At 68.5% G+C, this 18374-nt stretch carries 21 protein-coding genes and 1 pseudogene; 7 read left to right on the plus strand and 15 right to left on the minus strand.

Going from position 1 to position 18374, the window contains the following annotated elements; all coding sequences use genetic code 11:
* The 5 genes and pseudogenes from ASJ79_RS33580 to ASJ79_RS00660 form a co-directional block, all read left to right on the plus strand.
* Positions 1 to 135 (plus strand): annotated as a pseudogene (locus ASJ79_RS33580) (acyl-CoA dehydrogenase); the annotation flags it as partial.
* A 562-nt stretch (positions 136 to 697) separates the two neighbouring features.
* Entirely contained in the window at positions 698 to 988 is a 291-nt protein-coding gene (locus tag ASJ79_RS00645; RefSeq protein WP_067952340.1) for a WhiB family transcriptional regulator, read from the plus strand.
* Positions 989 to 1159: 171 nt separating this feature from the next.
* Positions 1160 to 1999: a nitrile hydratase subunit beta gene (locus ASJ79_RS00650; RefSeq protein WP_067952326.1), complete on the plus strand. Its 840-nt coding sequence runs from the start codon at positions 1160 to 1162 to the stop codon at positions 1997 to 1999.
* A 73-nt stretch (positions 2000 to 2072) separates the two neighbouring features.
* Complete coding sequence (scnC, locus tag ASJ79_RS00655) at positions 2073 to 2726, plus strand: thiocyanate hydrolase subunit gamma (protein ID WP_156448230.1); 654 nt, start codon at positions 2073 to 2075, stop codon at positions 2724 to 2726.
* A 56-nt stretch (positions 2727 to 2782) separates the two neighbouring features.
* A complete protein-coding gene (locus tag ASJ79_RS00660) occupies positions 2783 to 3064 on the plus strand; it encodes a thiocyanate hydrolase (RefSeq protein ID WP_231750673.1) in 282 nt (93 codons plus the stop codon).
* 5 nt (positions 3065 to 3069) lie between these two features.
* Here the strand turns inward: ASJ79_RS00660 and ASJ79_RS00665 are convergent, their stop codons facing one another.
* The 3 genes from ASJ79_RS00665 to ASJ79_RS00675 all read right to left on the minus strand — a co-directional run bounded on the left by ASJ79_RS00665 (position 3070) and on the right by ASJ79_RS00675 (position 5885).
* Positions 3070 to 3891 (minus strand): DUF4349 domain-containing protein, encoded by an 822-nt coding sequence (locus ASJ79_RS00665; protein WP_067952341.1) that lies wholly within the window; start codon positions 3889 to 3891, stop codon positions 3070 to 3072.
* A gap of 113 nt (positions 3892 to 4004) precedes the next feature.
* Entirely contained in the window at positions 4005 to 4754 is a 750-nt protein-coding gene (locus ASJ79_RS00670) for an SDR family oxidoreductase (protein ID WP_067952329.1), read from the minus strand.
* Between the two features lie 78 nt (positions 4755 to 4832).
* A complete protein-coding gene (locus ASJ79_RS00675; protein ID WP_067952330.1) occupies positions 4833 to 5885 on the minus strand; it encodes a 3-deoxy-7-phosphoheptulonate synthase in 1053 nt (350 codons plus the stop codon).
* A gap of 307 nt (positions 5886 to 6192) precedes the next feature.
* On the opposite strand from ASJ79_RS00675, the gene ASJ79_RS00680 reads away from it, so the two are divergent.
* Complete coding sequence (locus tag ASJ79_RS00680; RefSeq protein WP_067952342.1) at positions 6193 to 6471, plus strand: hypothetical protein; 279 nt, start codon at positions 6193 to 6195, stop codon at positions 6469 to 6471.
* A gap of 19 nt (positions 6472 to 6490) precedes the next feature.
* Here the strand turns inward: ASJ79_RS00680 and ASJ79_RS00685 are convergent, their stop codons facing one another.
* From ASJ79_RS00685 to groES, 4 genes are all read right to left on the minus strand, one after another.
* Positions 6491 to 6775, minus strand: a complete 285-nt coding sequence (locus tag ASJ79_RS00685) for a hypothetical protein (RefSeq protein WP_156448229.1) — start codon at positions 6773 to 6775, stop codon at positions 6491 to 6493.
* An 85-nt stretch (positions 6776 to 6860) separates the two neighbouring features.
* Entirely contained in the window at positions 6861 to 7523 is a 663-nt protein-coding gene (locus ASJ79_RS00690; RefSeq protein ID WP_231750672.1) for a hypothetical protein, read from the minus strand.
* A gap of 169 nt (positions 7524 to 7692) precedes the next feature.
* On the minus strand, positions 7693 to 9318 hold the full coding sequence (groL, locus tag ASJ79_RS00695) for a chaperonin GroEL (RefSeq protein ID WP_067952332.1): 1626 nt from the start codon (positions 9316 to 9318) through the stop codon (positions 7693 to 7695).
* Positions 9319 to 9405: 87 nt separating this feature from the next.
* Complete coding sequence (gene groES / locus ASJ79_RS00700; protein WP_003929249.1) at positions 9406 to 9708, minus strand: co-chaperone GroES; 303 nt, start codon at positions 9706 to 9708, stop codon at positions 9406 to 9408.
* A 292-nt stretch (positions 9709 to 10000) separates the two neighbouring features.
* On the opposite strand from groES, the gene ASJ79_RS00705 reads away from it, so the two are divergent.
* A complete protein-coding gene (locus tag ASJ79_RS00705; RefSeq protein WP_067952333.1) occupies positions 10001 to 11560 on the plus strand; it encodes an HNH endonuclease signature motif containing protein in 1560 nt (519 codons plus the stop codon).
* On the opposite strand, the gene ASJ79_RS00710 is transcribed toward ASJ79_RS00705, so the two are convergent.
* Genes ASJ79_RS00710 through ASJ79_RS00745 form a run of 8 tightly spaced genes read right to left on the minus strand, consistent with a single transcriptional unit; the run spans position 11533 to position 18199 of the window.
* On the minus strand, positions 11533 to 11997 hold the full coding sequence (locus ASJ79_RS00710; RefSeq protein ID WP_067952334.1) for a nuclear transport factor 2 family protein: 465 nt from the start codon (positions 11995 to 11997) through the stop codon (positions 11533 to 11535). The genes ASJ79_RS00705 and ASJ79_RS00710 overlap by 28 nt on opposite strands.
* The gene (tsaD, locus tag ASJ79_RS00715; RefSeq protein WP_067952335.1) at positions 11994 to 13016 is read right to left on the minus strand and encodes a tRNA (adenosine(37)-N6)-threonylcarbamoyltransferase complex transferase subunit TsaD; all 1023 of its coding nucleotides are present in this window, start codon (positions 13014 to 13016) and stop codon (positions 11994 to 11996) included. Before tsaD ends, ASJ79_RS00710 begins: the two co-directional genes overlap by 4 nt.
* The gene (gene rimI, locus ASJ79_RS00720) at positions 13013 to 13465 is read right to left on the minus strand and encodes a ribosomal protein S18-alanine N-acetyltransferase (protein ID WP_067952336.1); all 453 of its coding nucleotides are present in this window, start codon (positions 13463 to 13465) and stop codon (positions 13013 to 13015) included. The genes tsaD and rimI overlap by 4 nt, the downstream gene beginning before the upstream one ends.
* On the minus strand, positions 13462 to 14094 hold the full coding sequence (gene tsaB, locus ASJ79_RS00725; RefSeq protein WP_067952344.1) for a tRNA (adenosine(37)-N6)-threonylcarbamoyltransferase complex dimerization subunit type 1 TsaB: 633 nt from the start codon (positions 14092 to 14094) through the stop codon (positions 13462 to 13464). The genes rimI and tsaB overlap by 4 nt, the downstream gene beginning before the upstream one ends.
* Positions 14091 to 14555: a tRNA (adenosine(37)-N6)-threonylcarbamoyltransferase complex ATPase subunit type 1 TsaE gene (tsaE, locus tag ASJ79_RS00730; RefSeq protein ID WP_067952337.1), complete on the minus strand. Its 465-nt coding sequence runs from the start codon at positions 14553 to 14555 to the stop codon at positions 14091 to 14093. The genes tsaB and tsaE overlap by 4 nt, the downstream gene beginning before the upstream one ends.
* Positions 14548 to 15636 carry an alpha/beta fold hydrolase gene (locus ASJ79_RS00735; RefSeq protein ID WP_067952338.1) on the minus strand — a complete coding sequence of 363 codons (1089 nt, stop codon included), beginning with the start codon at positions 15634 to 15636 and terminating at the stop codon, positions 14548 to 14550. Before ASJ79_RS00735 ends, tsaE begins: the two co-directional genes overlap by 8 nt.
* Positions 15633 to 16766: an alanine racemase gene (gene alr / locus ASJ79_RS00740; RefSeq protein WP_067952345.1), complete on the minus strand. Its 1134-nt coding sequence runs from the start codon at positions 16764 to 16766 to the stop codon at positions 15633 to 15635. The genes ASJ79_RS00735 and alr overlap by 4 nt, the downstream gene beginning before the upstream one ends.
* Before the next feature lie 56 nt (positions 16767 to 16822).
* On the minus strand, positions 16823 to 18199 hold the full coding sequence (locus tag ASJ79_RS00745; RefSeq protein WP_067952339.1) for a glutamate decarboxylase: 1377 nt from the start codon (positions 18197 to 18199) through the stop codon (positions 16823 to 16825).
* Positions 18200 to 18374: the final 175 nt, after the last annotated feature.

Genomic DNA, 18374 nt, shown 5'->3' on the forward strand with positions numbered 1-18374 from the left:
GCTGTCGACCGTCTCCTGCCCACCGAGGAAGCGCGCGAACTCGTCGACCTCGCCCGGCAGATCGGTGACAAGGTCCTCGACCCGATCGTCGACCGGCACGAGAAGGACGAGACCTACCCCGACGGCGCCTCAGCCGGTCCAGCTCCGACAGCGCGCAGGCGTAGCGCCCCTGCCCTCCCGCGGCGACAGCGCGCAACCACACGTCGGGGCAGCGGGTGGCGGGCGGAAGCGGCCAGGTTCCGGGCCGGCCGCCGAACGCGGCATCCGCGAGGGCGTTTGCGGAATCCTCGGCACCGGTGTCCATCGGACCGGGACGCTATCAACCCGAAAGTCGTTTGAAAATCACGTTAGTTAACAGTTCATGGATGACGTGTTACAGCAATGTCAACGCGCCTCCGGACAAAGGTTGCCAATTGTCCGGTATGCGGTGATGCCAACAGCCGAAATGACCGGTCACCGCGACAGGCGAGCAGCCGCTGTACCACTACTCGCGTTGGCAAAACTTCGGCTGGATGAACGTGATGTAAATTTTCTGCCTGCGCTTATGCGTTTTCGCACACAACCGACCTATTGACGGCAATTCGGAAGCCCTTCTACGTTGTGTGCACGAGTGGTCATCGGCGACTGTGCTCGGGGTTTGTTCCAACGACTCGCGCGACCAATGGTCGCGAAAGAGTCTGCACGGAGGGGTTTTCCATTGCCACAGCCGCAGCAGCTTCCCGGTCCGAATGCTGACATCTGGGATTGGCAGATGCAGGGCGTTTGCCGAGGTGTTGATTCCTCGATGTTCTTCCACCCCGACGGCGAACGTGGCCGGGCCCGCGCGCAGCGCGAGATGCGCGCCAAGGAGATGTGCCGCCGTTGTCCTGTGATCGCACAATGCCGTTCGCACGCACTGGCCGTCGGCGAGCCGTACGGCATCTGGGGCGGCTTGAGCGAATCCGAGCGTGAACTGTTGCTCAAGCGCGGAATTCGCCGCAGCGCCTAGACCTGACATCGAACAGCCCACCCCGGCAGTCGCCACCGGGGTGGGCTGTTCTGCGTCCAGGGGCATTTGCGTGCGGGGAGGCCGAATTCACCAATCCGGCCGAATCGACCCCGTCACGCGCCCCCGGTTGAGATTATTTGCACGTCGCGGTTCCAACAGAAGGGGATCTTCATGAGCAGTGCCGCCGAGCGTGCAGCTCAGTTGGAACTGGTGGCACGGCTGAAGTCGGCATTCCCCGAGCTTCCCGACGCTCCGACCCCGGACCTGCTCGACCATGCGCGAATCAAGGCCTATCTGAAGCCTGTTCACGATGTCGGCGGTGAACCCGACGCCCCGATGAAGTACGAGAACAAACAGTACGAGCAGTGGGAGGAGATGACGTACGTCATCTGCGAGGTGCTCGCCTGGCGGGGAATCTGGCTGTCGGAGGAGCGACGCCGGATGGGCAACGTCGACGTCGGACGTGCCGAGTATCTGGGCCTTCCCTATTACGGCCGATGGCTGCTGGCCGTGGCCCGGATCCTGGTGGAGAAACACCACATCAGCCTCGGCGAGCTGAGTGAGCGCATGGCCGAGGTTCAGGCCCGCTACGCCAACGGGCTCAACGGAAGAAGGCTCGAGGCACAGCCGAAGTGTGCCGGCGACGGTTCGCAGGTCAAACGCAACGCACACCACCAGCATGCGGTCGGCAAAGGTGACCCGCAGGTGTACGCGGGACTGGCCGGTGAACCCAAGTTCAAGGTGGGCGACCAGGTGTCGGTCCGCGACCTTCCGGTCCTCTTCTACACCCGCACCCCCGAATACGTGCGCGGCGCCGTGGGCGAGATCGCCACCGTCGCCTATGAGAGCCCTGCCGCCGAGGATGAGACGTGGGACCGGCCCGATGCGAAACCGGAGTGGTTCTACGTCGTCAGGTTCACGATGGCCGACCTATGGCACGGCTACACGGGCACCCCGACCGACGTCCTGCGCACCGAGATTCCCGAACGCTGGCTCGAAGCGGCCTCCTGACTCATCCCGGCCCGAGAGGAACTCCCCCGTGTCCCACGATCACGACCACGACCACGACCGGACGGTCAAGCCGATGGTGGATGAGATCACCGACTTCGAGGTTCTCGAGATCGCGCTGCGCGAACTCTGCATCGAGAAGGGCATCTTCACCGCCGAGGAACACCGCCGCTTCACCGAGTTCGCCGAACAGATCGGCCCCACCCCCGCCGCCAGGCTGGTGGCCAGAGCGTGGCTGGATCCGCAGTTCGAACAGCTGGCCCTGAACGAACCGATGACCGCGAGCAAAGAGGTCGGGGTCGACTGGATGGAGCCCACCGGATTCGGAACCCCCAGCGATTTCACCGCTTTCGAGATCCTCGCCGACACCCCGACGCTGCACAACGTGATCGTGTGCGCACTGTGCTCCTGCTACCCGCGGCCGATCCTGGGCAACTCCCCCGAGTGGTACCGGACCCCCAATTACCGCCGGCGGCTTGTCCGTTGGCCCCGCCAGGTACTCGCCGAGTTCGGCCTCTATCTGCCCGACGACGTCGATGTCCGGGTGCAGGACTCCAACCAGAAGCACCGATTCATGGTGCTGCCCATGCGTCCCGACGGCACCGAGGACTGGACCGAGGACCAGCTTGCCGAGATCGTCACGCGGGACTGCCTGATCGGGGTGGCACTGCCCAAACCCGGGGTGACGACGAACGTCATCGTCGACACCCGGCCGGCGGTGCACCCGTGACCGACCGGGTGGCGGCGCTCGACCACATCGTCGAACGCAACCAGGTGTGGCCGCGGATGGCCGCGAAGTACGGCGTGGAGAACCCGCTACCCCCCTGGAAGACGAGCCTGGACGGATTCTGCGACGCCCTCGACCACGCGGCCTGCGCCGCTGACGTGCCGACCTTCAAGGAGCGCCGTGACGAAGAGGACGCGTTGTCGGCGACGCTCTATGCCGACCTGCCGTACCCGGAGAACCAGTTGATGGCGCTGGCCCACACGCTGCTGGCGCGCGGCGTCATCGACGAGGCGACGCTCGTCGCGCGCATCGCGGCCGTCCGCGCCCGCCTCGAAGCCTGAGCGGCTCAACCGTCACGTTCGACCGCGTCGGGTTGATCGGTCGGTTCGGTCGGCGCAGGCGCGGCGACGGGAGCCGGCCGCCGCTGCGTCGCGCGGACCAGCCCGAAGATCACCAACCCGACCACCAGCAGTACCCCCAGCCACGGAAGCAGCAGCCCGAGGAGCAGTACCGCCCCACCGGCCACCGCGACCAGCCCATCCCACCCGCGCTCGACCTGGCCGAGGAATCCTTCATAGCGCTCCGGCGCGGGGCCGCCGATCTGCTCGGCGTGGAAGCTCGCCTCGATGGTGCTGTAGGCGATCCGATCGCCGAGGGCCTCGCGCTGTGCGCGCAGGCTGTCGAGATCGGCCTGGCGCTGGGACAGCGCACTCTCGGCTTGGATGAGCGCTTCCGGGTCGCGGGCTTCGGACATGATCGCCAGCAGCCGGTCCACCGAGGTCTGCAGCGCCCGGATCCGCGCGTCCAGATCCACCCGCTGGGTCGTGACGTCCTCGGCGGTGGTGGTGGCCGTCTCGACGGTGCCGAGCGCCTTGAGTTGGCGGAGCACCTCGTCGAGGTCGTCCGCCGGAACCCTCAGCACGATCGACGTGACCGCCCGGCCACCGCTCGAGCCTGCGTCCTCCGAGCGGCTGTCGACGCGCCCGTCGTTGCGCTCGGCGATGACCGCGGCCTCATCCGCCGCGGCCGACGGGTCCGGCACGGTGACCGTCATCGACGCGGTCTTGACGACGTCCCGCTTCTGTACCGGAGGCGGGGCCTGGGGCGGCCCGAACTCGGGCGCAACACCGGTGACGGCGTCGGACGACGCGCTTCCGCCTGCGGGCATCGTCGGGGCGGCCGGTGTCCCGCCCTGCTGTTCGCCTGCCGAGGCACAGCTCGTCAGGATGCCGAGTCCCGCGATGACGGCGGCGACAGCCGCTCTGTGGCTCACGCGTGCACTCACCGGGCGCCGGCGGCGAGCCATTGCTCGAAGGTGGTCGGACAGATCCGGGCGTCCGCGCCGGGCAGCAGAACGTTGCCCGCCAGTTCCTCGCCGAGGGGGCCCGACCACGTCGGGACGAGTTTGACGGTACGTCCGTGGACGTCGTTGGTGCGCCGCGCCATGTCGACCAGGTCCTGTGTGTCGGGGCCAGCCACGTCGACGTAGCGGCCCTGCGGCGCACCGGTCGCGATCTCGGCCAGCACCGCGGCGATGTCGTCCGGCGCGACGGGCTGGACCAGCAGCGGCGCGATGGTGGCCGCCCCGTCGTGCTCGGTCCAGCCGACGGCCAGCCCCGCGAAGTCGTGGAACTGCGTCGCCGGCACGATCGTCCACGGCACGGGGCCCTCCTGCACCAGACGCTCCTGCTCGCGCTTGCCCGTGTAGTGGTCGGTGCCGCCCTGTGTGCGGTGGATCCCGACGATGGACAACAGCACGTGGTGGCGCACACCGGCACGGTGCTCTGCGTCGAGCAGGTTTCTGGTCGTCGTGCCGAAATACGCGAGCGTCTCGTCCTGGCTGATCGGCGGTGAGCTGATCGCGTCGACAACCGCGTCGACGCCCTCCAGCGCGGCGTCGAGCCCGTCACCCGTGAGCAGGTCCACGCCGAGCGACCGGCTGATGCCGACGACGGTGTGACCGCCCCGCTTGAGGACCGCCGCGGTGCGCGCACCGATGTTGCCGGTGGCACCCGCTACCGCGATTCGCATGATCGACCTCCGTTCGCTCGGACACCCTGCCACAGTTTGGTCGGTGGCAGCGCTTCCCGGGAGGAAATCCCGGGAACCCTAGCGCCGGGCGAGTTCCCGCAACACCCGATCGGTGGCGCCCCAATCCATGCACTTGTCGGTCACCGACTGGCCGTAGGTGAGCGGGCGCGCCTCCGGCGCCTGGGCACCGGCGACCAGGAAGCTCTCCAGCATGACCCCGCTGACGGGGAGCCCGTCGCGCACCAGCTGCGCGACCTCCTCGGCCACGTCGGCCTGACGGATGTGGTCCTTGCCGGAATTGGCGTGACTGCAGTCGATCACGACACGGTCGGGCATACCGGCCGCGGCGAGTTTCTCGGCCGCCGCGCGCACCGACCCGGCGTCGCAATTGGGGCCGCTGGTCCCGCCCCGCAGGATGACGTGGCAGTCCTCGTTGCCCTCCGTGCGCACCACGGCACCACGGCCCGAATCGTCCATGCCGAAGAACACATGTTGGGCCGCAGCGGATTTCGCACCGTCGACGGCGACCTGGATGTTGCCGTCGGTACCGTTCTTGAACCCGACGGGCATCGACAGTCCGGACGCCAGCTGACGGTGCACCTGCGATTCGGTGGTCCGGGCCCCGATCGCGCCCCACGCCACCGCGTCGGCGATGTACTGCGGGCTGGTCGGCTCCAGGAACTCACACCCGACCGGCAGGCCGATGTCGATGATGTCCAACAGCAGTTGCCGGGCGATCCGCAGGCCGCGGGCCACGTCGAAGGTGCCGTCCATCCCCGGGTCGTTGATCAGGCCCTTCCAGCCGATCGTGGTGCGCGGCTTCTCGAAGTAGACCCGCATCACGATCTTGAGGCGGTCCTTGAGTTCGCCGGCGATCTTGACCAGCCGGCCCGCGTATTCCAGCGCGGCCACGGGATCGTGCACCGAGCACGGCCCCACCACGACCAGCAGGCGGTCCTCCCGTCCGGCGAGGATGTCGGCGATCTCGTCGCGGTCGCGGGCCACCCGCTCGGCGCGCCGCGCGCCCAACGGGAACTCGGTGAGCACCTCGTGGGGGCTGGGGATCTCGCTGAAACCGCGGATCCGCCGGTCCGACGTCGCGGGCGGGGTGGCGGTCTGCGCCAGAGTCATCTCGGTGGTGCCTTTCCTTGTGGTGGGCACCAGGTGAAAGTCCGGCGCCCTTGAATGACGAAAGGCAGCGACCTGATGGTCACTGCCTGGGCTCCGGGTGGATGCGTGCTTAGTGCTGCGCTTTATCGGCTCCGCCCGGAGCCTGCATAAAGCGCCAATAGCCGGCGCACACACGGATGTTCACGGCGGTCAGGCTACACGGTCGCGCGGTCGGCGGTCCAGCGGGGTGACCTTGCGGCGCCGGGCACCGTCCGACGACTCCCCCAGACCACAGCGGCAGCTGCTGGGCAAAGTGCAGAATGAGCACATGAGCGAGTCGCCGGGCAGCGCCCAGAACGATCCTCTTCGGGAGGACACCGACAACGAGGACGCCGCCCGGGAGTGGTGGCTGTCAGCCGTCGAGGAGGACTCCCGAACGGATGCCAGTCACCTCGCCGCCGCCGAGATCATCGCGCACAACCCCCGGGTGCCGGACGAGCACATCCCCGCGGCAGACGCGCTGGTACGGATGCAGCTCGCCTGGAAGAACGAGATCGACGGCGAGTTCTCGTACACGCCCATCGACCCGGTCGGTAAGCCCGCCTGACGCGTAGCCGTGCCGGCGGTCAGATGCAGACGTAACCGCTGACGTAGCCGGAGGGATCGGTTGCGCTGATACACGCATCGACGTCCCGGTTCCAGTCGGCCTTGGCCCATTTGCCGTTACCCCGACCGGGGCCCCAGTGCTTCCAATCGTGGTGAGGCGGCTTCTCGACGGCGATGTCGGTGCCCGGAGTAATGGGAGCGGCGTTCGCCATGCCTGCGCCGATCCCGCTACCGAGTCCGAGGCCGATTGCCAAGACCGCTCCAGCAAACAGACGATTGCGCTTCACAAATCCATTCTGTGCCATGGTGATTCATCCTACTATGTAGACAGACTAAATTCACGGGGGCATATGTATTCAGTGTGACCCGACCGCTCTACGTGGCGCAACGTCAGGCGTCGTCGAGATGCAGGCGACCCCTGGGACCCTTGATCGGCATGACCTCATCGTAGAAGTACTCCTCCGGGCCGTCCGGCCGGTCGATCAGCAGCCGCCACGGCGAATCGTCATCGCCCTGGTCCAGGATCAACCATGCGCCGACGGCCTCGGGCCCGAAGATCTCGGTCGTCGGTACGGCCCATCGGTGGTCGAGCGTCCGTTGCGCCTGCGCTGTCAGGTCGTCATCCGAGGTCACCCGCGCCAGCCAGATCCGGACCGCATGCTGCAATCGGCCCGCCGCGGAATCGGGCAAGCGCTCGTCGATCAACAGCGAGGTGGGGGTCGGCCGCCCCTCGCCGCCGGACCAGGAGAAGGCGGTCCGATAGGCGTGACCGGCCACCCCGTGTTCGAGGGCACGGGCGTGGACGCGGCCTAACCGGCATCGCCGTCGCGCCTTCCCCAACCACATGAAGTAACAACCCGCGACCAGCAGTAGCACCGCGATCACCGCGAGCCCGATCCCGGGCACACCGTCGAAGTCCCTCGACCACGCGAGCAGGGCGACAAAGACACCGGCCGCAACCGTGCCCAGCGGAGACGGGGTGCGGTGCGGCAGCCGGACGTGACGGGCGAAGACGTCGACGTCACGCCAGACCGGGAGCTGCGGGCGCGGCAAAGGGCGCGCCGCATGGTTTTCCCTCGCCTCGACCCATGCTGCCTGTGGATCGCCCGGCCACTGGCGTTGCCGCCGTTTTCTACCCACGAAGCCACCTCCGAGAACGTCGCGCATCGCACGAGAAAAGGGGCCGGGTTCTGATGAACCCGGCCCCCTTCCCTCGAACTATCTAGTGGTGGTGATGACCGTGGCCGTGCCCGTGGCCGTCGTCTTCCGGCTCAGCCGGCTTGTCGACGACCGCGGTCTCGGTGGTGAGCACCATGCGGGCCACCGATGCCGCGTTGACCACTGCCGAACGCGTGACCTTCACGGGGTCGATGACACCGTCGGCGACCAGATCGCCGTACTCCAGGGTTGCGGCGTTGAAGCCTTGCCCCGCAGGGAGTTCGGCGACCTTGTTCACCACGACCGAGCCGTCCAGCCCGGCGTTGGTGGCGATCCAGTACAGCGGCGAGGACAGCCCGGCGGCGAACACGTCGACACCGAGTGCCTCGTCACCGGACAGGTCGGAGCGCAGCTTGTCCAGAGCGCTGCGAGCCTGCACCAGCGCGGCACCGCCGCCGACGACGATGCCCTCCTCGACAGCGGCCTTGGCCGCGGCGACCGCGTCCTCGACGGCCTCCTTGCGCTTCTTCAGATCGGTCTCGGTGGCCGCGCCGACCTTGATGACCGCGACACCGCCGGCGAGCTTGGCCAGCCGCTCTTCGAGCTTCTCGCGGTCCCAGTCGGAGTCGGACGCCTCGATCTCGGCGCGCAGCTGCGCCTTGCGGGCGTCGATCGCCTCCTGGGTACCGCCACCGTCGACGATGACCGTGCTGTCCTTGTCGACGACGACGCGCCGCGCGGTGCCGAGCACCTCGAGACCCACCTCGCGCAATACCAGACCCACGTCCGGGTTGACGACCTGGCCGCCGGTGACGACCGCGAGGTCGTCGAGGAACGCCTTGCGGCGGTCACCGAAGAACGGCGCCTTGACCGCGACGGCCTTCAGCGTCTTACGGATCGCGTTGACGACCAGCGTCGAAAGCGCTTCGCCCTCAACGTCTTCGGCGACGATCAGCAGCGGCTTACCGGCTTCGGCGACCTTCTCCAGCAGCGGGAGCAGGTCAGGCAGCGAGCTGATCTTCTCGCGGTGCAGCAGTACCAGCGCGTCCTCGAGGACGGCTTCCTGCGAGTCGAAGTCGGTGACGAAGTAGGCCGACAGGAAACCCTTGTCGAAGCCGACGCCCTCGGTGATCTCCAGCTCGGTGTTCAGCGTCGAGGACTCCTCGACGGTGACGACACCGTCGTTGCCGACCTTGGTCATGGCCTGGCCGACCAGCTCACCGACCAGCTCGTCGCGCGACGACACGGTCGCGACCTGGGCGATGGCCTTCGCGTCGTTGACCGGGGTCGCGGCGGCCAGCAGCGCCTCGGAGACGGCGTCGGCGGCCTTGGAGATGCCGGAACCGAGCGCGATCGGGTTGGCACCGGCTGCGACGTTCCGCAGGCCGGCCTTGACCAGCGCCTGGGCCAGCACGGTGGCGGTCGTGGTGCCGTCGCCGGCGACGTCGTTGGTCTTGGTGGCCACCGACTTGACCAGCTGAGCACCGAGGTTCTCGAACGGATCCTCGAGGTCGATGTCACGCGCGATCGTCACGCCGTCGTTGGTGACGGTCGGCCCGCCCCAGGACTTGGCGAGCACCACGTGGCGGCCGCGCGGGCCGAGCGTCACCTTGACCGCGTCGGCGAGCTTGTCGACACCGACCTCCATGGCGCGACGCGCGGTTTCGTTGAACTCAATCTGCTTACTCATGAATGTCTTTCCTAGGACCGGGTGGAACGCGCGCCGCCCCGGACATCACCTGCACATGCGGGACGTCCGGGGCGGAACACGATTCGCTTACTTGGAGACGACAGCCAGCACGTCGCGGGCCGACAGGATCAGGTACTCCTCGCCGTTGTACTTGATCTCGGTGCCGCCGTACTTGCTGTAGATGACCACGTCGCCCTCCGACACGTCCAGAGGAATCCGCTTCTCGCCATCCTCATCCCAGCGGCCGGGGCCAACTGCGACGACGGTGCCTTCCTGCGGCTTCTCCTTGGCGGTGTCGGGGATGACCAGACCGGAAGCGGTCGTGGTCTCGGCCTCGTTGGCCTGAACGAGGATCTTGTCCTCGAGTGGCTTGATGTTCACGCTCGCCACGATGGAGCCCCTTCACTGATGTAGGTGTATGTACTCAGCGGCCGTTTCCGTCCTCGCGCCGTCGTCGCGGGTGTCGACACGAGGCTGAACCGACTGCCGCCTAGCACTCTATACAGGCGAGTGCTAGCACTCAAGGCTAGGGGCTGAAGCTTTTGCCCTGAGCGAACGGCCGCTCAGCGAAGGCCGACGCAGGAGACGCTGCCCGCGGTCTGCGCGGCCGCCGGCAGAAACCCGGCATTTCGCCCTCGGCGGCGATCCGAATTTGTCAGTGGGCTGCCGTAACATCGAACATGTGTTCGACATTGTTGGGGTACCCGAATCCGACCTCCTGGGTGGGTTCTCCGACGCCGAGCTCATCGACGCGGCGCGGGCCAGCGCCCGGGTCGAGAACGCCGCGTGTGCCCGCAAGTTGGCGGTGATGGCCGAGATCTTCACCCGCCGCACCGGCCTGCCCGCCGGGGACCGTGAATCCTGGTGGGTCGATCCCGAGGCCTCGGTGACCGCCGAGCTCGCCGCTGCCGGGCGCATCACCGCCGGCCTGGCCTCAGCCCAGGCCCACCGCGGAGTCGCGCTCCGCGACCGCCTCCCGAAGGTCAACGCGCTCTTCCTGGACGGAGTGATCAGTGAGCTGCTGGTGCGCACCATCATCTGGCGCACCTACCTGATCACCGACCCGGCGGTGATGGCCGCCGTCGACGCCGAGCTCGCCGCCGAAATCAGCACCTGGGGGGCACAGTCGGCGGCCAAAACCGAACTGGCCATCGACGCCCTGGTCGAACGCCACGACCCCGACGGAGTGCGCCGCCGCAAACACACCGCCACCACCCCGTGCGTGGAGTTCGGCAGCCCGATCGACGAACCCGGATTCACCACCATCTGGGCCCGCATCTACGCCGGAGACGCCGCCGCGGCCGAGAAACTGATCGACGAGATGGCCCACAGCGTCTGCCCGGATGACCCCCGCACCCTCGACGACCGCCGCACCCAGGCCTACACCGCGCTACTCACCGGCTTCACCACCCTGGCCTGCCACTGCGGCAGCGACACCTGCCAAGCCGCCACCAACCCCCGACCCCACCGCGACACCACCATCTACATCCTCACCGACCACACCCCCGACGGTCAGCACCGTGGGTCGTCTGCCACGCCCGCCGAGGAAAACGTCCAGCCCGACAGGAAGCCGCCGAAACCGGCGTACATTTTCGGCGCCGGGCTGACCCCGACTCCGCTGCTGGAGGGTCTGTGTCAGGACGCGAAGTATCGCGAGATCGTTCACCCCGGTGCCAGCGGGCCCGAACCGCGCTACACCCCGTCGCGCGCGCTGGCCGCATTCGTCCGCTGCCGGGACCTGACCTGCCGCTTCCCCGGCTGCGATCAACCGGCCACGCTCGCCGACATCGACCACACCGTGCCTTACCCGGTCGGGCCCACCCACCCGTCGAACCTGAAATGCCTATGCCGTTTTCACCACTTACTGAAAACATTCTGGATCGGGGCCACCGGATGGCGCGACCGCCAATACCCCGACGGCACCATCGTCTGGACCGCCCCCACCGGACACACCTACACCACCTACCCGGGCAGTCGGCTCCTGTTCCCCACCCTGTGCCAACCCACCGGTACCCTCTGGACCGGCGACCCACCCGAAACCATCCCGAGTGACCGCCGCGACGAGAAGATGCCCCGACGGCGAAATACCCGCGCGCACAACCGATTACGAACCATCGACGCCGAGCGCAAACACAACCGCGAACAACGCGCCCGCGAACGCCCGGCCCGAACCCAGAACACCCGACCGCCGCCGATCGAATGGCACGAACCCGACTACGGCGACGACCCGCCGCCATTCTGACCGAGTCGGTTCAGATCCATCAGCAGATGGTCGGACACGTCGCCGACCATCTCCACCTCGACGGTGCGAGCCGTGAAGTACCAGCCGCCGCCGTCACGGGCGAAGGTGTCGGCGTAGCGCCCGACGACGATGGGCTGCAACGCGACGGTGTCGGTGCGCTGGACGACGCAGAACGTCGACCGCGCGGCGGCGGTGTCGCCGTCGACGTCGACGATCGGGTTCAAGACGAGATGACGGGTGCGCGGGGTGTTGCCGTGCTCGGGAAACCGGCGGGTGGTCGCGGTGAACAGGCCCGCAATGGCATCGGCCCCGCCCACACCCATGAAATGACCGCGTCCCAGCAGTGCGCCCACACCCTCGAAGTCACCGGCATCGATGAGTTCGGCGTAGCGGTACAGCAGTTCGGCGATCTCGAGCTTGTCAGCCGGCGCGCTCACGCCACCTGCCCCTGCACCACCGGCAGCCCGGGATCGCTGGCCGCGTCCAGCGGCGACGGGGACGCCCCGGCCGCGATCAGATGCGCGGCGAATGACGCGATCATCGCCCCGTTGTCGGTGCACAACCGCGGCCGCGGAATACGCAGCGTCATCCCCGCCTCCTCGCACCGCTGCAGGGCCAGCTCCCGCAGCCGCGAGTTCGCCGCCACCCCACCGGCGATCAACAGCGTCGACACCCCGAGCTCCTTGGCCGCCCGCACCGCCTTGGCGGTCAGCACGTCGGCGACCGCCTCCTGGAACCCGGCCGCGATATCGGCCTGCGACGCCTCCGGATGCCTCTCCACATACCGCGCCACCGCGGTCTTGAGACCCGAGAAGCTGAACGCGTACGGATCGTCGCGCGGGCCCGTCATCCCCCGCGGAAAGGTGACCGCGGCCGGATCACCCTCGCGCGCAAGCTCATCGAGCACCCGCCCGCCCGGATACCCGAGCCCCAGCAGCCGGGCGATCTTGTCGTACGCCTCCCCGGCCGCGTCGTCGACGGTGGAGCCCAGCTCGACGATCGGCTCCCCCAGCGAGCGCACGTGCAGCAGGTTCGTGTGCCCGCCCGACACCAGCAGGCCGATGCTCTCCGGCAGCGGACCGTGGTCGAACACGTCGGCGGCCAGATGTCCGCCGAGGTGGTTGACCGCGTAGAACGGCACCTGCCACGCCGCCGCATACGCCTTGGCCGCCGCGACGCCGACCAGCAGCGCGCCCGCCAGTCCCGGGCCGATGGTGGCCGCTACGACGTCGGGTTTGGTCACGCCGGCCGCTGCGAGCGCGCGCCGCATCGTCGGCCCCAGCGCCTCCAGATGGGCACGTGACGCGATCTCCGGCACCACCCCGCCGAAACGCGCATGCTCGTCGACACTGGAGGCCACCTCGTCGGCCAGCAACGTCACCGTCCCGTCGTCGCCGAGCTCGGCGATGCCGACACCGGTCTCGTCGCACGAGCTCTCGATGGCCAGGATGATCATCGGCCCTCCCGCTTCATCGTGTAGGCGTCGGCACCGCTGACCCGGTAGTACCGCTTGCGCACCCCGATCTTGACGAACCCTTCGCTCTCATACAGCGCGATGGCCGAGTCGTTGTCGGTCCGGACCTCGAGGAAGATCGTTCCGTCCCCGGCATGTTCGATCAGCCGGGTGAGCATGTTCCTGCCGATGCCCTGGCCCTGATACGCGGGATCAACGCCCACGGTGTGAATCTCGTACTCGTACGGCTTCAACCGGCCCAATCGGGCGATGCCGGCATACCCGACCACCTTGTCGTCCACCCGCGCCGAGACATAGAAGTTGTGTCTGGCGGCCAGCTCGGCCAGGAACGCACGCTCCGGCCACGGGTCGTCGCCGTCGAACAACTGCGCTTCCAGCTCCGCACAACGCATGGCATCACCGGGGGTCAGCGGACCGTATTCGACGTTCATCGTGACACCGCCTGCGACGGCTTGGCATCGGGCCTGCGCAGGTACAGCGGAACCAGCGGCTCCGGATCTGCCACCCAATCGTCCACGGCCGCAACAAGTCCCGTCGCCGTGGGATAGACCGGAGCGAGCCGTGGGAGCTCGAACAACGCGGCATGCTCGGGCGACCCGGCCACGGCCGCCGCCCCCGCCGGCACATCGGCGGCAGAGTTCACCGCGGGCCCGTCCACCCGTCGCCCGTCGCGATAGCGCGCCCAGTACACTTCGCGGCGCCGCGCATCGGTGACCACCAGGACGTCACCGGTCGTGCCCACCGCGATCGCGTCCAGGCTGCACACCCCGTGCACCGGGATCCCGAGCGCATGCCCGAACGCCGCAGCCGTCGCCATCCCCACCCGCAGGCCGGTGAACGGGCCGGGACCGCACCCCACCACCACGGCGGCGAGCTGACCGGCTGTCACACCCGCAACACCGAGGGCGTCGACGATATTCGGGGTCAGCCGCTCGGCGTGCGCCCGGGGATCCACCGTCACCTCCTCGGCCAGCAGCTCGATCGCGTCACCGTCGACACGCACCACTCCCGCCGTCACGGCGGGGGTCGCCGTGTCGATCGCCAGCACCAGTCTGCTCATGGCCTGCTCCACTGCCACATCGCGGTGCGGACGTCGGTGTCGGGCGCCCGTTCCAGCCGGATGTCGAGATGGCTGTCCGACAATCGTTCGGCGAGCCCCTCACCCCACTCGACCACCACGACGGCGTCGTCGAGATCGGTGTCCAGGTCCAGCGAGTCCAGTTCGGCGAGCAGGTCCACCGACTCCTGGTCGAGCAGCCGGTACAGATCGACGTGCACCATCGCGGGCGCTCCTTCACGACGCGGCCGGTGCACCCGGGCCAGCACGAACGTCGGCGAGATCACCGGCCCCTCGACATCCAGAGCCTGCGCTATCCCTTTGGCCAACACTGTCTTTCCCGCACCGAGCGGACCCGAGAGCACGACGACGTCACCGGCCCGTAGCCCTCGGCCCAGCCGGACGCCCAGCGCGATCGTGTCGTCGGCGCTGAGCAGTTCCATATTGCCCGAGCGATCATCCATGGGACCGAATCCGCTCCTTCACCCGCCGGGTCAACGCCACCAACTTCGACGGCGTCGCCCGCTCCACCAACCGCACCAACGCTTCGTTGATGACCTCCGGCCGCTCCAGCTGCACGAGATGACCTGCGCCGCCGGCGATCACGAGTTCGGACTTCGCCAACGCCCGCGCCATCGCCCTCGAGTACTCCACCGGTGTCAGCAGATCACGGTCACCGCAGGCGACCAACGTGTGCACCTTGTTCAGCGTCTCGAGCGCGGCGGTCTCGTCGTGCACCTCGAGCGCGTGCAGGAACTCCACCAGCGTCGTGATCGGGGTGTCGTGCATCATCCGTTCGGAGAACGCCACCACGCTCGGGCTGACCTTCTCGTCGCCGTAGGACGCCGCCCGCAGAATCGGCGCGATCACCGAACGTGCGGCTCCCCGGCTGCGGTGCACCAGCTTCGGCGCGTACCTCGCGGCGAACCGCACGGCCTCCAGCGCGGGGTTCTTCAGGATCTCGCCCACCGGCGAACGCGAAACCCCCTCGGCCGCCGAGGAGATCAGCGCGACGCCGACCACCCGCGACGGATAGCGCTGCGGATACTGCCGGGCGTGCGAGAGCACCGTCATACCGCCCATGGAATGACCCACCAGCACCACCGGCCCCTTCGGGGCCATCACCGCCAGTACGCTCTCCAGGTCCCGGCCGAGCTGCTCGACGGTGTAGGTGTCCGGCGGCGCCTCTCCCGACCGGCCGTGGCCGCGCTGGTCGTAGAAGACCATCCGGACCTGGGGTCCCCACTGCTCGGTCAGGCGCGCCCGCTGGAAGTGGAACGACCCCATCCGCAGGCAGAAGCCGTGCGCGAACACCACGGTCAGCCGTGCGTCGGCGGGCCCCACCTCACGGACCGTCAGCGGGACACCGTCAGGAGTGGTCACCACGCAGCCCCGGTCGGCGTCCAGAAGCTCGAAATCCTCGTCGCGGTGCGGGTCCTCGTCGGTGACCCGCCGGCGCAACGAGCGCATCACCGACACTCCCGCCGCGGATCCGACAGCGGCCACCCCGGCCGCGCCGGCGAGCCAGCCCGCGCCGCGGATCACTGCGGCCCACCGACGTAGGCCCGCACGATCCGCCCGCGCGGGCTCGTGACCACCTCGTAGTTGATGGTGCCCAGCAGCTCCGCCCAGTCCTGTGCGGTCGGCTCGCCGTCGGCGCCCGGCCCGAACAGGATCGCGCGGTCGCCCTCGGCGACGTCGACCGCGCCCGGACCCAGATCCACCACGAACTGGTCCATGCAGACCCGTCCCACGTTGGGGTACCGGCGGCCGTTGATCGACACCTCGAAACGGTTACTCAGCGCACGGAACACGCCGTCGGCATAACCGGCCGGGATCAGCGCCAGCGTGGTGTCCGCCGGCGCCGTCCAGGTGTGCCCGTAGGACACCGCGTCACCGGCCCGCACCGGCCGGATCTTGGCCACCGGAGCGCTCACCGTCATCGCGGGCCGCAACCCCATGTCGCCGCGCTCCGGGATCGGCGTCTGCCCGTACACCGCGATCCCCGGGCGCACCACGTCGAACGCGAGGTCCGGACGGGTCAACGCGGCAGGCGAATTGCTCAGGTGCACAACCTCGTAGGTGATCCCGCGGGACCGCGCCGACGCGGCCATGTCGGTGAGCCGGCGCGCCTGCACGTCGTTGAACGGGTGATCCGGGGTGTCGCCGTGCGCCAGGTGTGACATCAGCCCGCGCACCCGCACCGCGCCGTCGCTCTGCGCGCGGCGCAACGCGTCGACCACCGCCGGGTACTCGGCCTCACTCACCCCGTTGCGGCTCAGCCCGGTGTCGGTCTTCACCGTGACGTTCGCGGAGCGCCCGGTGCGCGTGACCGCGTCGAGGACGGCCGTGAGCTGGGCCTGCGAGGACACCGCCAGGTCGACGTCGGCCAGCAGGGCGGGGGCGAAGTCGGTGCCCGGCGGATGCAGCCAGGCCAGCACCCGGGCGGTGATGCCGTCACCACGCAGCGCCAGCGCCTCGTCCAGCGTGGCGACGCCGAGCTCGGCCGCCCCCGCCGCCAGCGCCGCACGTGCGACCCGGGTGGCGCCGTGGCCGTATCCGTCGGCCTTGACGACGGCCATCACCGCAGCTGAGCCGGCGTGTTCGCGCAGCACAGCGACGTTGTGGGCGATCGCGTCGACGTCGACGGACGCGGTGGGCAGAGCCCGCGGCATGTTCTGAGTCATGGTCGGCGTGGTGGTCACTGCACGCGATTGTCCCAGGCGGTGGTTCAGTGGGCGAAATGCTCCTCGTCGGCGAAACCGCCGATGCCCACCTTGTCCAGCTTGCCCAGCACCTCGACCAGGTCGTCGCGCAGCGCGCGGGCCAGGTTCGCCGAGAAACCCTCCCGCACCACGATCCGCAGCACCGAGACGTCGCTCGCGTGGTCCGGCATGGTGTAGGCCGGGACCTGCCAGCCGTAGCTGCGCAGCAGCGACGAGATGTCGAACACCGTGTACTTGGTGCCCTCGACCAGCTTGAACGCCACCACCGGGATGGCCGAGCCGTCGGAGATCACCTCGAAGACCGACATCAAGGCAAGCTCGCGGGCCAGCCACTGCGCGGTCTCGGACAGACATTTCATCACCGAGGTGTAACCCTCGCGGCCCAACCGCAGGAAGTTGTAGTACTGGCCGACCACCTGGTTGCCGGGGCGGGAGAAGTTCAGCGTGAACGTCGGCATGTCACCGCCGAGGTAGTTGACCCGGAACACCAGGTCCTCGGGCAGGTGGTCGGCGTTGCGCCACACCACGAAGCCGATGCCGGGATAGGTGAGGCCGTACTTGTGGCCGCTGACGTTGATCGACACCACCCGCGGCAACCGGAAGTCCCACACCACGTCCGGATGCAGGAAAGGCACGACGAACCCGCCGCTGGCTGCATCGACGTGCACCGGAACGTCCGGGCCGCCGCCACGAGCGTGTTTCTCCAGCGCCGCGCAGATGTCGCCGACCGGTTCGAGTTCCCCGGTGTAGGTGGTGCCCAGGATCGCGACCACGCCGATGGTGTCCTCGTCGACGGCGTCGACCACCTGCTCGGGGGTGATGACGTATCGGCCGTCCTCCATCGGCAGGTAGCGCGCCTCGACGTCGAAGTAGCGGCAGAACTTCTCCCACACCACCTGCACGTTGGAGCCCATCACCAGGTTCGGCGTACGCCCCTTCCAGGCTTCACCCACCTTCTCCCGCCAGCGCCACTTCATCGCCAGACCCGCCAGCATCACGGCCTCGCTGGACCCGACGGTGGACACCCCGATCGCCGTGGACGGGTCGTCGTCGCGCAGGTTCTCGGCGTGGAACAGGTCGGCCACCATGCACACGCAGCGCTGCTCGATCGCGGCGGTCACCGGGTACTCGTCCTTGTCGATCATGTTCTTGTCGAAGGTCTCCGACATCAGCTGGCCCGCTTCGGGATCCATCCACGTGGTCACGAACGTCGCGAGGTTCAGCCGCGAGCTGCCGTCGAGCATCAGCTCGTCGTGGATGTAGCGGTAGGTCAGGTCCGGTTCCATCGACTCGTCGGGCAGACGCAGCGCCGGGATCGGAGTGGTGGACAGCCGGCCGGTGTAGGCAGGGGTCAACGACGGGTGACGCGAGACATTGGGCATGGCTTCCTTTCTAGAGGATGGACGCCAGCACCGCCCGCAGATGGGCCAGGATGTGTGCCGCCGAGGTCGGGACGCCCGCCGGTCCCGGGTCACGGGCAGACAGATCCGCCGCGCGCGGGTGCACGAATGCCGCCGATCGGAGGAGGGTGGTGGGGGTGAGCGGGTGGCGTGGGGG

This window comes from Mycobacterium sp. NAZ190054, assembly GCF_001545925.1.
Taxonomy (GTDB): Bacteria; Actinomycetota; Actinomycetes; order Mycobacteriales; family Mycobacteriaceae; genus Mycobacterium.

Coding starts and splice junctions, on each gene's coding strand:
- ASJ79_RS00650 (WP_067952326.1), top strand. CDS start 1,160: ATGAGCAGTGCCGCCGAGCGTGCAGCTCAGTTGGAACTGGTGGCACGG.
- scnC (WP_156448230.1), top strand. CDS start 2,073: ATGGTGGATGAGATCACCGACTTCGAGGTTCTCGAGATCGCGCTGCGC.
- ASJ79_RS00660 (WP_231750673.1), top strand. CDS start 2,783: ATGGCCGCGAAGTACGGCGTGGAGAACCCGCTACCCCCCTGGAAGACG.
- ASJ79_RS00665 (WP_067952341.1), bottom strand. CDS start 3,891: ATGCCCGCAGGCGGAAGCGCGTCGTCCGACGCCGTCACCGGTGTTGCG.
- ASJ79_RS00670 (WP_067952329.1), bottom strand. CDS start 4,754: ATGCGAATCGCGGTAGCGGGTGCCACCGGCAACATCGGTGCGCGCACC.
- ASJ79_RS00675 (WP_067952330.1), bottom strand. CDS start 5,885: ATGACTCTGGCGCAGACCGCCACCCCGCCCGCGACGTCGGACCGGCGG.
- ASJ79_RS00680 (WP_067952342.1), top strand. CDS start 6,193: ATGAGCGAGTCGCCGGGCAGCGCCCAGAACGATCCTCTTCGGGAGGAC.
- ASJ79_RS00685 (WP_156448229.1), bottom strand. CDS start 6,775: ATGGCACAGAATGGATTTGTGAAGCGCAATCGTCTGTTTGCTGGAGCG.
- groL (WP_067952332.1), bottom strand. CDS start 9,318: ATGAGTAAGCAGATTGAGTTCAACGAAACCGCGCGTCGCGCCATGGAG.
- tsaD (WP_067952335.1), bottom strand. CDS start 13,016: ATGATCATCCTGGCCATCGAGAGCTCGTGCGACGAGACCGGTGTCGGC.
- rimI (WP_067952336.1), bottom strand. CDS start 13,465: ATGAACGTCGAATACGGTCCGCTGACCCCCGGTGATGCCATGCGTTGT.
- tsaB (WP_067952344.1), bottom strand. CDS start 14,094: ATGAGCAGACTGGTGCTGGCGATCGACACGGCGACCCCCGCCGTGACG.
- tsaE (WP_067952337.1), bottom strand. CDS start 14,555: ATGGATGATCGCTCGGGCAATATGGAACTGCTCAGCGCCGACGACACG.
- alr (WP_067952345.1), bottom strand. CDS start 16,766: ATGCCGCGGGCTCTGCCCACCGCGTCCGTCGACGTCGACGCGATCGCC.
- ASJ79_RS00745 (WP_067952339.1), bottom strand. CDS start 18,199: ATGCCCAATGTCTCGCGTCACCCGTCGTTGACCCCTGCCTACACCGGC.